The 14,880-nt window shown below is 67.2% G+C and carries 11 protein-coding genes and 4 tRNA genes; 12 read left to right on the top strand and 3 right to left on the bottom strand.

The features are described from left to right. Nucleotides 1–104 precede the first annotated feature (104 nt). The 8 genes from DKT77_RS05035 to DKT77_RS05000 all read left to right on the top strand — a co-directional run bounded on the left by DKT77_RS05035 (nucleotide 105) and on the right by DKT77_RS05000 (nucleotide 5,151). A complete protein-coding gene (locus tag DKT77_RS05035; RefSeq protein ID WP_109810634.1) occupies nucleotides 105–1,604 on the top strand; it encodes an alkaline phosphatase in 1,500 nt (499 codons plus the stop codon). Between the two features lie 192 nt (nucleotides 1,605–1,796). Further along, nucleotides 1,797–2,213 carry a hypothetical protein gene (locus DKT77_RS05030; protein ID WP_109810633.1) on the top strand — a complete coding sequence of 139 codons (417 nt, stop codon included), beginning with the start codon at nucleotides 1,797–1,799 and terminating at the stop codon, nucleotides 2,211–2,213. Next, complete coding sequence (locus DKT77_RS05025; RefSeq protein ID WP_109810632.1) at nucleotides 2,206–2,931, top strand: ABC transporter ATP-binding protein; 726 nt, start codon at nucleotides 2,206–2,208, stop codon at nucleotides 2,929–2,931. Before DKT77_RS05030 ends, DKT77_RS05025 begins: the two co-directional genes overlap by 8 nt. Next, entirely contained in the window at nucleotides 2,928–4,241 is a 1,314-nt protein-coding gene (locus tag DKT77_RS05020) for an FtsX-like permease family protein (RefSeq protein WP_109810631.1), read from the top strand. Before DKT77_RS05025 ends, DKT77_RS05020 begins: the two co-directional genes overlap by 4 nt. Nucleotides 4,242–4,349: 108 nt before the next feature. Beyond that, nucleotides 4,350–4,424: transfer RNA gene (locus tag DKT77_RS05015), tRNA-Val, on the top strand. Between the two features lie 174 nt (nucleotides 4,425–4,598). Beyond that, nucleotides 4,599–4,674: transfer RNA gene (locus DKT77_RS05010), tRNA-Val, on the top strand. Between the two features lie 147 nt (nucleotides 4,675–4,821). Continuing rightward, a tRNA-Asp gene (locus DKT77_RS05005) sits at nucleotides 4,822–4,898 on the top strand. Between the two features lie 176 nt (nucleotides 4,899–5,074). Then, nucleotides 5,075–5,151: transfer RNA gene (locus DKT77_RS05000), tRNA-Asp, on the top strand. 55 nt (nucleotides 5,152–5,206) lie between these two features. On the opposite strand, the gene DKT77_RS04995 is transcribed toward DKT77_RS05000, so the two are convergent. Beyond that, nucleotides 5,207–6,586, bottom strand: coding sequence for a M20/M25/M40 family metallo-hydrolase (locus tag DKT77_RS04995; protein ID WP_109810630.1), 1,380 nt, complete (start codon nucleotides 6,584–6,586; stop codon nucleotides 5,207–5,209). A 237-nt stretch (nucleotides 6,587–6,823) separates the two neighbouring features. Here DKT77_RS04995 and hemA point away from each other — a divergent pair, with 237 nt between their 5' ends. From hemA to ispG, 3 genes are all read left to right on the top strand, one after another. Further along, nucleotides 6,824–8,047, top strand: a complete 1,224-nt coding sequence (hemA, locus tag DKT77_RS04990) for a 5-aminolevulinate synthase (protein ID WP_109810680.1) — start codon at nucleotides 6,824–6,826, stop codon at nucleotides 8,045–8,047. Between the two features lie 186 nt (nucleotides 8,048–8,233). Beyond that, complete coding sequence (locus DKT77_RS04985; RefSeq protein WP_109810629.1) at nucleotides 8,234–9,454, top strand: helix-turn-helix domain-containing protein; 1,221 nt, start codon at nucleotides 8,234–8,236, stop codon at nucleotides 9,452–9,454. 97 nt (nucleotides 9,455–9,551) lie between these two features. Beyond that, the gene (gene ispG, locus DKT77_RS04980; protein ID WP_109810628.1) at nucleotides 9,552–10,682 is read left to right on the top strand and encodes a flavodoxin-dependent (E)-4-hydroxy-3-methylbut-2-enyl-diphosphate synthase; all 1,131 of its coding nucleotides are present in this window, start codon (nucleotides 9,552–9,554) and stop codon (nucleotides 10,680–10,682) included. 842 nt (nucleotides 10,683–11,524) lie between these two features. On the opposite strand, the gene DKT77_RS04970 is transcribed toward ispG, so the two are convergent. Together DKT77_RS04970 and DKT77_RS04965 are read right to left on the bottom strand one after the other, a co-directional pair. After that, nucleotides 11,525–12,283, bottom strand: coding sequence for a DsbA family protein (locus DKT77_RS04970; protein WP_109810626.1), 759 nt, complete (start codon nucleotides 12,281–12,283; stop codon nucleotides 11,525–11,527). A gap of 4 nt (nucleotides 12,284–12,287) precedes the next feature. Beyond that, entirely contained in the window at nucleotides 12,288–13,646 is a 1,359-nt protein-coding gene (locus DKT77_RS04965) for a M48 family metalloprotease (protein ID WP_109810625.1), read from the bottom strand. Between the two features lie 53 nt (nucleotides 13,647–13,699). On the opposite strand from DKT77_RS04965, the gene DKT77_RS04960 reads away from it, so the two are divergent. After that, nucleotides 13,700–14,848 carry a pyridoxal phosphate-dependent aminotransferase gene (locus tag DKT77_RS04960; protein WP_109810679.1) on the top strand — a complete coding sequence of 383 codons (1,149 nt, stop codon included), beginning with the start codon at nucleotides 13,700–13,702 and terminating at the stop codon, nucleotides 14,846–14,848. The last annotated feature ends 32 nt before the right edge of the window (nucleotides 14,849–14,880 follow it).

Below are 14,880 nucleotides of genomic sequence, written 5' to 3'. Positions count from 1 at the left end.
GTACGATTTGTCCCGGTCGGTCACGCTCTTGTTACATTCATGCGGTTTGCAGCGCCCAAGCGCGGCAGGTGCCCGCGCCGATGCACGCAACGGAGGACCGTCCCTTGAAACTGCAACTCAAGATTTCCGCGATCGCGCTGTGCGCCGCCACAGCCGCGCATGCGCAGGATCTGCCGCAGGCCGGCAGCCCGTGGTTCGCCGCGGGGCAGGAGGCCATCCAGGCCCTGATCGACCGCCAGGACAACACCAACCGCGCCAAGAACGTGATCCTTCTGGTATCGGACGGCAACGGCGTAGGTACCAACTATGCCGTGCGCATGTTCGCGGGCCAGCAGGAAGGGAAGCTGGGCGAAGAGCACGTTATGCCCTACGAGACGCCGGACTTCCACTCGGCGCTGGTCAAGACCTACAACATCAACGCGCAGACGCCCGACTCGGCCCCGACCGCGGGCGCGATGAACACCGGCGTGAAGCAGCGGTTCAACCTGATCAACCTGGGCGGCGACGCGATCCATGACGATTGCTCCACCGTGGCGGGCAACGAGCTGACAACTTTCGCCGAGATCGTCACCGGCATGGAAAAGTCGGTCGGCGTGATCTCGACCGCGCGGATCACCCACGCGACACCGGCCGGCGTCTATGCCAAGACCGCCAACCGCAACTGGGAAGACGCGGTTCCCGATGACTGCACTGCGCAGAAGGACATCGCGGCCCAGCTGGTCGACCAGATGCAGGCCGGTGTCATCGATTTGGCGATGGGCGGCGGACGCCGTCACTTCGTGCCGCAGGGCGTGCAGACCGACGAGGGCGGCAACGGCCGCCGCGCTGACGGCACCAACCTGATCGAGATGGCGCAGGGCCTTGGCGCGCAATACGCTTGGAATACCGCGACCTTCGGCGAGCTGGCGCTGGACGGCGAAACCCCGGTTCTCGGCCTGTTCAACGACAGCCACATGGAATACGAAGCTGACCGTGCCGAGGATGACGAGCCGTCGCTGGCCGACATGACCCGCGCCGCGATCGAGTACCTGAGCCAGAACGAGAACGGCTACTACCTCGAGATCGAGGCGGGCCGGGTCGATCACGCCAACCATGCGGGCAATGCCGCACGGGTGATGCGCGACGGCGTCGCCTTCGCCGAAGCGGTGGCCATGGCCGACGAGCTGACCGACGACGCGGACACGCTGATCATCGTCACCGCCGACCACGAGCACGCCATCGCGTTCAACGGCTATTGCGGCCGCGGCACGCCGATCCTGGGTCTTTGCTACGACATCGCACAGATCGGCGACAAGCACAGCGACGAGTTGGTGCTGGCCGATGACGGCAAGCCCTACACCGTGATCGGTTACCTGAACGGCACCGGCTCGGTACTGGTGGAGCAGGAAGACGGCACCTATTCGGGCGCGCGCCCGGATGTGACGCAGGACGATGCCACCGATCTCGACTACGTGCAGCAGGCGCTGATCCCCAAGTCGTCGGAAACCCATTCGGGCGAAGACGTGGCCGTTTACGCAAAGGGCCCCTGGGCGCACCTGTTCGACGGCACGATCGAGCAGAACGTGATCTTCCACGTCATGCATCACGCCGTGAACGCCGAGTGACCGCCTTTTGAGCCAACGGGGCCCGGTACGCCTGGGCCCCGCACCCGCGCGTGCCGACCCACGCGCGTCGGCCCGCATGCCGGGCTGCGCAGCGCGAAGGCCCGCGATCCCGTGCCGCACAGGCCGACCCGCACGCGACATGCGATGCTGGCCATGCGATGCAGACACCGAAGACACGCGAAAGGTTCGCCCATGCTGACCCGCCGTTCCGCCCTGCTTGGCGCGCTGGCCGCGCCCACGATCCTGACCGCCGCCGAACAGCCGATCAAGCTGCGCGAGCTTTACCAGCGCAAGGGGCGCGGCATGTCCGAGTTCGCCGAGGCGAATGTCGGCCGCCGGATCGAGGTCGAGGGGTTCATGGCCCCGCCGTTGAAGGCCGAAAGCCGCTTCTTCGTGCTTACCAAGATGCCGATGGCTGTCTGCCCCTTCTGCGAAACCGCCGCCGAATGGCCCGACGATATCCTTGCCGTCTATACCAAGCGGGTGGTGGACGTGATCCCGTTCAACGTGAAGATCGTCACCTCGGGTGTGCTGGAACTGGGCGAGTACCGCGATCCGGACACCGGCTTCGTCAGCCTCGTCAGGCTGACCGAGGCGCGATATGGCTGACACCGAAGGCTGCGCTGACCGGGAAGCGGGGCCGTCCGGGGGGCTGGCGCTGCGGGTGTCCGGGTTGACCGTGCGCAGCCCGCGCGGCCGGGTGCTGCTGTCGCTGCCGTCGCTGGAACTGCCGGGCGGCACGCTGCTGGGCGTGCGCGGGCCGTCCGGTGCGGGCAAGTCCACGCTGCTGCACGCGCTGGCCGGGCTTTCGGCGGTGGCGGAGGGCACGGTGCGCTGGGGCGACACCGACCTGAGCCGTCTTGACGCCGAGGGCCGCGCGCGGTTCCGCGCCGACCAGATCGGCATGATCTTCCAGGATTTCCTGCTGTTCGACGAGTTGAGCGCGCAGGACAATGCCGCGCTGCCCGCGCTGTTCCGCCCGCGCGCGGAAAGGGCAGGGCTACGCGCGCGCGCAGCCGCGCGGCTGGTCGGCCTCGGGCTTTCTGACACCGCGCGCAGCGTCGCGAGCTATTCGGGCGGGGAAAGGCAGCGCGTCGCCATCGCCCGGGCGCTGGCTGCCGGTGCGCCTGTGCTGCTGGCCGACGAGCCGACCGCCAGCCTCGATCGGGCTGCCGCCGATCGGCTGATCGCCGACCTGACCGGCATGGCGCGCGCGGCGGGCACCACCCTGGTCGCCGTCAGCCATGACGAGCGGCTGATCGCGCGCATGGACCGGGTGCTGACCCTGGCCGATGGCGCGCCCGTCACAGGGGCGCAGGCCGCATGATCGCGCTGTGGGACAGCCTGCCGGTGCTGGCACAGGACATCGCGGTGACGTTGGCGCTGCTGCTGCCGGGTGTGCTGCTGGGCGCGGGCGTGCTGCGCGGCTTCGCACCGTGGCCACTGGTGCGGGCGATCCTGTGGCGGTTTCGCGGTCCGTCGGTGCTTTTCGTGCTCCTGATCGCGCTGTCGGTGGGCATGGGCATCGGGCTTCTTGCGCAGGAACGGGGCCTGCGGCAGGGCACGGCGCAGGCGGCCGACAAGTTCGACCTGATCGTCGCCGCGCCGGGCAGCGAGTTGACCGCGATGTTCGCCGCCGTGTTCCTGCAGCCCAGTGACATGGGGCTGCTGTCGGGCGACACCTATTCCGCGATCGCGGCGCATCCGTCGGTCACGCTGGCCGCGCCGCTGGCGTTCGGTGACAGTTTCGGCGCCGCGTCCATCGTCGGCACGACGGCCGATTTCGTCCGCCACCTGTCGGACGAACGGATCGAGGGGCGGCTGTGGCGCACGGCCGAGGAGGCCGTTGTCGGCGCGTTGGTGCCGCTGGAGATCGGAGGACGCTTCGCACCGTCACACGGCACCGGCGATGCCGCCGAGCCGGACGGACATGATGGGCACGAGAGCGCCGTGGTCGGGCGGATGGCGCCGACCGGCACGCCTTGGGATCGCGCCATCCTTGTGCCCGTGGAGGCCGTCTGGGAGGTGCACGGTCTGGCGAACGGGCACGCGCCGGAGCGGGCCGGGCAGATCGGCCCACCGTTCGACGCGGCGTATTTTCCCGGCACCCCGGCGGTCGTGCTGCGCGCGGCATCGCTGGGCGCGAGCTATGGCCTGCGGTCGGAGTTCACCCGCGATGGCGAGACGATGGCGTTTTTCCCGGGCTCGGTGCTTGCGGGGCTTTACCGGGTCATGGGCGACGTGCGGCAGGCGATGTCGCTGATGGCGCTGGTCACGCAGGGGCTGGTGGCGGCCAGCGTGCTGTTGGGGCTGTTCATCCTGTCGCGGCTGTTCCGGCGGCAGATCGCGCTGCTGCGGGCGCTGGGCGCGCCGCGCCGCTTCGTGTTCGCGGTGATCTGGTCGTTCAGCGCTGTGCTGCTGCTGGCGGGGGCGGCGGGAGGGCTGCTGACCGGGCTGGGCGCGGCGCAGCTTCTGTCGGCGGCGGTGACATCGCGGACAGGTGTCGCGGTGGCGGCGGGGTTGGGCTGGACCGAGATCCAGTTCATTGCCGCTTTCGTGTCCGCCGGGCTGGCGCTGTCGCTGCTGCCGGCCGCGCTGGTGCTGCGGCAGCCGGTCATCGAGGGGTTGCGCGCCTGAGGCGGCGGACGTGCGGCCGGGCTTGGAGCCGGGAGGCGGAATTTCCGCGCCGCGCGGGTGCAAAACCCGCTTGCAGGCGCGGGGAAGGGACGCTAGGAACCGCCGCACGGGTGATTAGCTCAGTGGTAGAGCGCTTCGTTCACATCGAAGATGTCAGGAGTTCGAATCTCTTATCACCCACCATTCTTCCTTTTCGATCGTTGCGAGCGCTGATCTTTATGGGGGCCGGCAACCGTGCTTTCGCTGTCCTGTCTGACGCGCATGAGGGCGGAGTGTGGCGGCAATGCGGCTTGCAAAGTACGACGCTGTGACAACGCTCTTGCGATGCGGCGCGGCTTTGGCTAGACCCCCGCACGCGGGTGATTAGCTCAGTTGGTAGAGCGCTTCGTTTACACCGAAGATGTCGGGAGTTCGAGTCTCTCATCACCCACCATTTACCGTCTTGCCGGATCCGCTTTGAGCGCAAAGCGCCATTGCGCCGGTCTTTGCGAAGTTTTCGGTCCGCCCGTGCCAAGATCGCTTGACGCGCCGCCGGGGGCTGAATATGACGCCTGCACGTCGTTCATTCGGCACGCAGCGGGCGGTTGTAGCTCAGTTGGTTAGAGTACCGGCCTGTCACGCCGGGGGTCGCGGGTTCGAGCCCCGTCAACCGCGCCACCGCTGCCAGAAACCCTTCCATTTCAGTTGAAAACACCGCGTTCCCATGCCGTTGCGGCATTGTGTTCATGCGGTCCGGGCACTGCGGCGGGCGGCAAGAAAATCGCGCGCCTCGTGCGAAAGGCGCTTGACGCTCCCGGCGCGGCAAACTATCCCGCCCGAACGCAAGGCGCTGCGCGGTTGTAGCTCAGTTGGTTAGAGTACCGGCCTGTCACGCCGGGGGTCGCGGGTTCGAGCCCCGTCAACCGCGCCACTTGCGCCCGAAAGACCCGGCCCCGTCAGGAGCCGGGTCTTTTCGTGTGCGGCGGTCAGGACGGGTTCAGCGCGGCTAGGATGCGCGCCCAGCTGCGCATGCCCTTGTGGAAGCTTTCAACGTCGTACTTCTCGTTCGGGGAATGCAGCGCGTCGTCGTCCTTGGCGAAGCCGATCAGCATCGAATCCATGTCGAGGATCGACTTGAAGTAACCCGCCACCGGGATCGACCCGCCCGAGCCGACGAAGGCCGCCTCGGCCGGCCATTCGTCGCTGAGCGCGCCGCGGGCCCGTTCGAAGGCGGGATGGTCCGTCGCCATCTGGCTGGCAGGAGAGGCGCCGTGGTCGTGAAACTCGGCGGTGCAGTCGGCCGGCAGGTTGCCCCTGACGTAGGCGCGGAACGCGTCGCGGATCGCCAGCGGGTCCTGTTGCCCGACCAGACGGAAGCTGACCTTGGCGTGGGCCTGCGCGGGCAGCACGGTCTTGAACCCCGCCCCGGTATAGCCCGACCACATGCCGTTGATCTCGCAGGTTGGCTGCGACCAGATCATCTCCAGCGGGGTCTTGCCGTGCTCGCCCGCTGGCACGGACAGGCCGACTTCGTGCAGGAAGGCGGTCGCGTCGAAGTTCAGCCCGTCCCACTGCGCGCGCAGATCGTCCGGCAGCGGCGGCACGCCATCGTAGAAGCACGGCAGCGTCACGCGCCCGGTATCGTCGTGCAGCCCGGCCAGCAGCCGCGCCAGCACCCGCGCGGGGTTCATGGCGATGCCGCCGAACATGCCCGAATGAAGGTCCTTGTCGGGGCCGTGGATGGTAACCTGTTCGCCCACCAAACCGCGCAACTGGGTCACGATGCCCGGCACCCTGTCAGCGAATAGCCCGGTGTCGCAGATCAGCGCGATGTCGGCCTTCAGTGTCTCGGTGTTGTCCTTCAGAAACGGCACGAGCGAGGGGGAGCCGCTTTCCTCTTCGCCTTCGAGGAAGATCGTGATGCGGCCGGGCAGGGAGCCGTTCACGGCGGTCCAGGCGCGGCACGCCTCTATGAAGGTCATCAGCTGGCCCTTGTCGTCGGACGCGCCGCGCGCGCGGATCACCCGGCCCTTGGGCGTGTCCTCCAGCGCTGGTTCGAACGGCGGGCGGTTCCACAGCTCCAGCGGGTCCACCGGCTGCACGTCGTAGTGGCCGTAGAACAGCACATGAGGGCCGTCGCCGCTGCCGCCATGGGCCACGACCATCGGGTGACCGGGCGTCGGGCAGGCCCGCGCCTCGAAACCGAGCGCAGCGAGATCGGCCACCAGCCAGTCGGCCGCGCGCGCGCAGTCGTCGGCATGGGCGGGATCGGTGGAAATGGACGGGATCGCGAGAAGATCGCAGAGGCGGCCAAGCGCCGCATCAAGATCGTCGTCGATAGCCGAAAGAACTCTGGCAAGGGTCATGTGCACTCCTAGTATCACACGAAGCACCGTATCCATGCCGCGGGCAGGGCGAAAGCCCCGTGGCGGCCGGACGCGGCGGCATGGAAGGCGGCTCTTGCGGCAAGCGGCATTTTGTAGCCGTTCGTCGATATTGCGCAGGGGAAGTATTCTGTGTCACGCATGCGAGACGTTTTTTTGGACGCGCCCGAAGAGGACGACCGTGCCGCCGACGCGACCGGCACCGCAGGAGGACTGACCTTGGACTACGATGCCCAGCTCGACGCAGCGATCGGCCGCCTTCACGATGAAGGCCGCTATCGCACTTTCATCGACATCGAGCGGCGCAACGGCCAGTTCCCCCATGCCAACTGGACCCGTCCGGACGGCGCGGAGCAGCCGATCACGGTATGGTGCGGCAACGACTATCTGGGGATGGGGCAGCACCCGGTCGTGCTGTCCGCGATGCACGAGGCGCTGGACGCCACCGGCGCGGGGTCGGGGGGCACGCGCAACATTTCCGGCACGACGGTGTATCACCGGCGGCTTGAGGCAGAACTGGCCGACCTTCACGGCAAGGAAGACGCGCTTGTCTTCACCTCGGCCTACATCGCCAATGATGCGACGCTGAGCACTCTGCCGCGGCTGTTTCCCGGCCTGATCATCATCTCGGACGAGTTGAACCATGCCTCGATGATCGAGGGGATCAAGCACGGGCGCTGCGAGAAGCATATCTTCCGTCACAATGACGTGGCCCACCTGCGCGAGATCCTCGAAGGGCTCGACCCGGCGGCGCCGAAGCTGGTCGCCTTTGAATCGGTCTATTCGATGGACGGCGACTTCGGCCCCATCGAACAGATCTGCGATCTTGCCGAGAAATTCGGCGCGCTGACTTATATCGACGAGGTGCACGCGGTCGGGCTGTACGGCCAGCGCGGCGGCGGCGTGAGCGAACGCGACGGGCTGGCACATAGGATCGACATCATCAACGGCACGCTGGGCAAGGCCTATGGCGTGATGGGCGGCTACATCGCCGCGTCCGAGCGCATGGTTGACGCGATCCGCTCCTACGCGCCGGGCTTCATCTTCACGACCTCCATACCGCCCGCGATCGCGGCGGGTGCGGCGGCATCGATCCGCCATCTGAAGGGCGACGACGCGCTGCGCCGGCGCCACCAGGAACAGGCCCGCGTGCTGAAGCTACGGCTGAAGGGGATCGGCCTGCCGTTGATCGACCACGGAAGCCATATCGTGCCTGTGCCGGTGGGCGACCCTGTGAAGTGCAAGATGATTTCGGACCGGCTGCTGCGCGACAACGGCATCTATGTCCAGCCGATCAACTTTCCCACCGTGCCGCGCGGTACCGAACGGCTTCGCTTCACCCCGTCGCCGGTGCACACGCCGCAGGACATGGACCGGCTGGTCAAGGCGCTGGACGCGTTGTGGTCGCAATGCGCGCTTGCCAGACAAAGCCTGTCGGCCTGATCCCTCTGTTGCCCGGAAGCTAACCTTGCGCCGCGCGGCGGGTTGCCTGAACTCGCGTTATGCGATAGCGCGCTCGCAAGGCAGGTGCGCCATTTCCGTTGCTGTGCTAGTATGGCATTAAGCAAACCGTGCTGCACGAATCGCGCGGATGCAGGGGCATAGGGCAGTAGACATGGGACATGTCGCATGAACGGGCACTCCGAGGGGCCCACGCAATCGCGTGACACCAGGATCAAGAGCTTCGACGATTACGAGTTGACGCTGGGTGATCTCATGCGCGGCGAGCGTGCGACCAAGGGCAAGTCCCTTCTTGACGTTCAGCGCGACATCAAGATCAAGGCCGAATATCTTGCCGGGATCGAAGATGCGGACCTGTCCGTGTTCGAAACGCCCGGCTTCATCCCCGGCTATGTACGGTCTTATGCGCGCTATCTCGGGATGAACCCGGACTGGGTGTACCAGCGGTTCTGCGCGCAAAGCGGCTTTTCCCATGTCGGCGGGCTGGAGGCGCAGGTCTATACCCGCAAGCCCGGTGCCGGGCGCGCGACCCGTGCGGCGGGACCGCGCAAGTCCGACCCGAGCGCGGCGATGCTGGCGCGCAGCCCGATCAGTACAGCGCCGACTCAGGGGCCGTTCCATCAGTTGCAGGCCGGCGCGATCGGGTCGGTTCTGGTGTTGGCGGGGCTGGCAGGCGTGCTGGGCTATGGCGGCTGGTCGGTGATCCAGGAGATCCAGCGCGTCACGCTGGCACCTGTGGAAACACCGCTCAGTGGGGCCGCCCCCGAGACCGAGGTGTTCGACACAGCCGGGCTTGGCATCGACAACACCGCGCCGACACCCGCAGCGATGGAACGGCTGTATCGCCCGCAGGCGCTGGACACGCCCGTGCTGGTGCCGCGCGACGGGCCCATCGCCACGCTCGACCCGGCCGGGCAGGGGGTCTATGCCGCCGCCGCCCTGCCGCCCGACCCCGAGCTTGCCCCGCCGCCGGTGCGCGCGGAACCCGAGGCACCTGCGGCGCCCGAAGTGCAGGTGGTACAGGCACCCCCGCCCGAAGTGGTGCTGTTCGCCCGCCGTCCGGCCTGGGTGCGGGTGCGCGCCGCCGACGGCACCGTCCTGCTGGAGAAGATCCTTGAGGAGGGCGAGCGGTTCGTGCTGCCCGACAGCGAAGTTGCGCCGACGCTGCGCGCGGGCAATTCGGGATCGGTCTATTTCGCCGTCAATGGCGAGACCTACGGCCCGGCAGGCCCCGGCACGTCGGTCGCCAAGAACGTCGAATTGTCGGCCGAAGCGCTTTCGCAGGCCTATGTCATCGCGGACCTCGAGGCCGATCCGGAACTTGCGCGCATGGCGGAACTGGTGATCGCGCCGGACAATCCGCTGGAACAGCCCGCGCAAGACGAATAGACGCGCCATCGCCGCGCGATCGTGTCCGCCCGCCCGTTGCGATGGGGGCCGGGCGCGCCTATTGTCTGGGCAAACGCAGTCAATCGGGGACAGTCCCATGTCGCACAATCCCATCCGCCCGTGGCGCAACATCGACCGCCGCAAGTCGCGGCAGATCATGGTCGGGTCGGTGCCGGTCGGCGGCGATGCGCCGATCAGCGTGCAGACGATGACCAATACCGACAGCTCCGATGTCGCGGCGACCGTGGCACAGATCCAGGCCTGCGCCGAAGCGGGCGCCGACATCGTTCGCGTGTCGACGCCTGACGAGGCGGCCACGCGCGCGCTGCGCGATATCGTGCGGGAAAGCCCGGTGCCGATCGTGGCGGACATCCATTTCCACTATCGCCGCGCGATCGAGGCGGCCGAGGCGGGCGCCGCCTGCCTGCGCATCAACCCCGGAAATATCGGCGACGAGAAGCGCGTGCGCGAGGTGATCGCGGCGGCCCGCGATCACGGCTGTTCGATCCGCATCGGGGTCAACGCCGGATCTCTGGAGCGCGACCTGCTGGAAAAATACGGCGAGCCCTGCCCGGAGGCGATGGTAGAGTCGGGGCTCGACCATATTCGCATCCTGCAGGACAACGACTTCCACGAGTTCAAGATCAGCGTGAAGGCGTCAGACGTGTTCCTGGCCGCCGCTGCCTACCAGAGCCTTGCCGAAGCGACCGATGCGCCGATCCATCTTGGCATCACCGAGGCGGGCGGTCTCATGTCCGGCACAATCAAGTCGGCCATCGGGCTGGGCAACCTTCTGTGGATGGGCATCGGCGACACGATCCGCGTTTCGCTGTCCGCCGACCCGGTGGAAGAGGTGAAGGTCGGTTACGAGATCCTCAAGTCGCTGGGCTTGCGCCATCGCGGCGTGAACATCATCTCGTGCCCGTCCTGCGCACGGCAGGGTTTCGACGTGATCAAGACGGTCGAGGCGCTGGAAAAGCGTCTGGAGCACATCAAGACGCCCATGAGCCTCAGCATCATCGGCTGCGTCGTGAACGGGCCGGGCGAGGCGCTGATGACCGATGTGGGCTTTACCGGCGGCGGCGCCGGGTCCGGCATGGTCTATCTTGCAGGCAAGCAGAGCCACAAACTGAGCAACGACCAGATGATCGACCACATCGTCGAGCAGGTTGAGAAGAAAGCCGCCGAGATCGACGCAGCGGCAGCGGCGCCGGAAGCGGCGGAGTAACCGCCCGCGCCCCGGCTGGGCAGAAAAGCCCTTTCGTTTCGGCTTGCAAGGTACGACGTTCGATTGGAAATCGCGCTATCCTCGTGAACGTGCGTGTTGACTTGATGGACATCGCAACAGTTGCCGTGATCGGTGTCGATCTTTGCGCGTCTAGAGAACTCAGACGCCTTGTGTGCAGAGGGTATGTTGGTGTGGCTATCCGCCCTCATAGGGACGAAGCGGGTCGTGATCGGCGCACTTGGCGGCGAACTTCTCAACCATGGCAGGTGAACACGAACCGGATCTTCCAGGAATATTTTGGGTGCGACGTCTTCGTGGACAACAGGCGGTACAAATGGACGCTTCTTGACGCGTATTCCGTCTTGGTGTCGGCCGGGTCGATGGGTCGATGGGTCGATGGGTCGATGGGTCGATGGGTCGATGGGTCGATGGGTCGATGGGTCGATGGGTCGATGGGTCGATGGGTCGATGGGTATATTAAAGCCCGGTTGGGCTACATTTGCGAGATGGCGGATCGTGCGCAGCTTCGTGGCCATGTTTCGGATTTCACAGCTTTTTTTATCCGCAGCCGCATTCGCAGGGTGCTTTGGGCCAACCTGACCGGTGTCGGACCGGTGTAAGATCAAACACCGATCCTCAAGATCGACTATGTCTTGGCTACCCAAAAAAGTATCAAAGCCGAGCCACACGATTGATCACGCACATCGGTCAGCTTGCCCGCTTTGTCAGCGGGTTGATACCGGGCTCGTCGAAAGCGCGGCCAAACGCATATTGGACTGAGCCCACGATGGGGCGCCGCGCGGGCCAGGGCAGCCGTTGCCTCCACCCCGCGCGCGCCGGACCTAGTCGTCGGCGCGGACTTGCGCGACGAGCTCCTGCATACGGGCCAGCGGAACGTAGCCGCGCAGCATCTCGTCCTCGAGGATGAAGCTGGGCGTGCCGTTGATGTCCAGCTTGCGCGCGAGGTCGTGGTTGGCGCGGATTTCCTCGGTCACAAGGGGGGCCTCCATGCCTGCAAGGATCGCGTCGCCGTCGAGGTCGAGATCGTCGGCGAGCTTCGAAAGGCTGGCGGTCGTCACCGACGCGCGCTGCGTGATGAGCGCGTCATGAACGGCCTTGTAGGCATCGTCTCCCGCGATCAGCCGTGCCGAGATGGCGAAGCGTGAGGCGAGCAGGGATTCCTCGCCCAGGATCGGGAACTCCTTGACTACTAGGCGAATGTTGCCGTCGGTTTCCAGAAGTTGCTCGACCTCGGGAAAGGCGCGGCGGCAATAGCCGCAGCGGTAGTCCATGAACTCCACCAGCGTGATGTCTCCGTCCGGGTTGCCGCCGACCCAGGATCGCCCATCGCGGAAGATCTCGTCGCCGAGGCTGCTGACGAGGTCGGCATCGGCCGTGGCCTGCGCTTCGGCCTCGCGGGCTTCCAGCACGCCGATCGCTTCCATCAGCACTTCCGGGTTGTCCAGCAGGTAGGAGCGGATCTCCGAGCGGAAGGCGCTGCGTTCGGCATCGCTCATGGCGTCGATGTCGAAGGCCTGCGAAGGGGCGGCCAAGGCGGCCAGCGCAAGCGAGGCGGCGGCGAGGGTACGTGTCGGGGTCATGGTGTCATCTCCGTTTGGTCATGTCTGCGGCGCGGATCAGGTCCTGGGCGCGGGACCATGCGGGAGAGCCGACGGGCAACGTGCCCGCCGCCCGCGCCGCCAGAACCCCGGCATCCTCGAGCTTGCCCTGCAGGGCATAGCGTTCCGCCGTCGCCAGCGAGGCGAGCCCGTTCTCGCCCGCCTTGGCGTGGGCGATCGACAGGTCGCGCAGCATGTTCCCGTCATAGGGATCGCGCGCGCGGGCGGCGGACAGCACGTCCAGCGCGCGGGCGTCGTCCTGCGCGGTGCCGCGCGCCAGCAGCGCCCGGCCATAACCCGCCTGGATCAGCGCCTCGCGCGGGTCCAGCTCGGCAGCGCGGGCATAGGCGTCGATGGCGCGGTCCACGTTGCCCCATTCCAGTTCCATCCAGCCCAGCAGCTCGTGCAGGTACGCGTCTTCCGGGTGGCGCTCGAGCAGGGTGGCCAGTTCGGCGCGCGCGGCGGGCAGGTCGGACGACTTGTGATGCGCCATCGCCCGCGCGACCACGGCGGCGTCGGACGTATCCGTGCGACCATAGCGCTGCATCGTGTAGGCGGGGGTGCGCAGGTAGGACGACAGCTTGGCCTTCAGGCGGTCGAACCAGTAGATTTCGTCGGCGCGGTCCCGGTCGGGCGGGGTCAGTTGCGCGGCCGTCAGATCCACCGAGCGCAGGCGTTCGCGGCTCAGCGGGTGGGACTGGGCATACGGGTCGCGGCGGCCCGGCGTGAGCGTTTCCTGTCCTGCGAAATTCTGCAGCACGCCGCGCAGTGCGAACGGGTCCACCCCGGCGATGGCGAGATACCGCATTCCGGACTTGTCTGCGGCGGCCTCTTCTTCGCGGGTGTGGCTCAGGAAGTTTCGCATCGCCGAGGATTGCGTGCCAAGCGCGATGCCCACTCCGGCCCCGGGATTGCCCGAGGCAGCACCGGCCGCGACACCGGCCGCGAGCCCGACGAGTGCGGCGTTGCGGGCGTATTGCGCGTTCAGCCCGCGCCGGGCGAAATGCCCGTTGGCGATATGCGCGGCTTCGTGGGCGATGACGGCCTGAAGTTCGGCCGCGTTCTCCAGCCGCATGATCAGCCCGGCAGTGACGAAGATCGTCCGGCTGTCCACCACGAATGCATTCATCTGCGTGTCGTTCACCACCAGCACGCGGGTCCGGTTGGCGGGCAGGCCGGCCGCTGTCAGGATCGGGCGGGCCAGCCGGTCCAGCCCGTGCTCGATCCCGGCATCGCGCAGAAGGCCCTGCGCCGTCGCGGCGACCGCCGACAGCGCCACGCACCCGGCGGCCAGAAGGGCGGCCCGGGCAATGCGGGCGGTGCGAAGGAGGGCTGTGGCTGGCATTGACCTCGGCTGCGCGGGATGCGAACGGACTGAACAACGTGTCGGAGATATGCATGAAAACATCAAGGCGCAGCGCCGTCGATCCCTTTATCGTGATGGACGTGGCCCAAGCCGCTGCGCGCGCCGAGGCGGCGGGCCGCCAGATCGTGCACATGGAAATCGGCCAGCCCGGCACCCCAGCGCCGGACACCGCGCACGCGGCGCTGGCGGCGGCGCTGCCGACCCGGTCGCTGGGGTATACCGTGGCGCTGGGACTGCCCGAGCTGCGGGCCGGGATCGCGCGGCTTTACGACGACTGGTACGGCGTCGATCTGGACCCGGAGCGCGTGATCGTGACCGCCGGATCGTCAGGTGCGTTCCTTCTGGCCTTCACCGCGTTGTTCGACACTGGCGCGCGCGTCGGCGTGTCAGAGCCCGGCTATCCGTCGTATCGGCAGATCCTCAAGGCGCTCGACCTCTTGCCGGTGGGGGTGCCGACCCATGCCGAGGCAGGCCACAGGATGGCTCCGGGCGATCTGCCAGCGGGACTGGACGGGCTGATCTTCGCTTCGCCCGCCAATCCGACCGGCACGATCCTGGACCGTGCCGGGCTGTCGGCGCTGATCGACGCCTGCGATGCGCAAGGCACCGCCTTCATCTCGGACGAGATCTATCACGGGCTGCATTTCGAGGGCCGCGCGACCAGTGCGCTGGAACTGACCGACGAGGTCTACGTGATCAACTCGTTCTCCAAGTATTTCTGCATGACGGGCTGGCGGATCGGCTGGATGGTCGTGCCGCAGGATCACGTGCGCAGTGTCGAACGGCTGGCACAGAACATGTTCATCTGTGCCCCGCATGCCGCGCAGGTCGCGGCGCTTGGCGCTTTGCAGGGGCGCGCGCAAGCCGAAGGGTATCGCGCCGCCTATGCCGAGAATCGCCGCCTGCTGCTGGACGGGCTGCCGCGCGCCGGCTTTACCCGCCTCGCGCCGCCGGATGGTGCCTTCTACATCTATGCCGACGTGGCGCATCTGACTGACGACAGCCGCGCGCTGGCTGCCGAGATCCTCGATGGCGCCGGGGTCGCGGTCACGCCGGGGCTGGATTTCGACCCGGTGCGCGGGCACCGCACACTGCGCTTTTCCTATGCCGCCAGCACCGCCGACATCCGCGAGGGGCTGACCCGGATTGCCGCGTTCATGGCCGCGCGCGCGGCAGGCTGACCCCCGCCTGCGCCACCACGTCACGCAAGTTG

The organism is Meridianimarinicoccus roseus, from assembly GCF_003172915.1.
Taxonomy (GTDB): domain Bacteria; phylum Pseudomonadota; class Alphaproteobacteria; order Rhodobacterales; family Rhodobacteraceae; genus Meridianimarinicoccus; species Meridianimarinicoccus roseus.
Note: the sequence above shows the minus strand (reverse complement) of the source record. Positions and strands in the feature narration are given on the sequence as shown.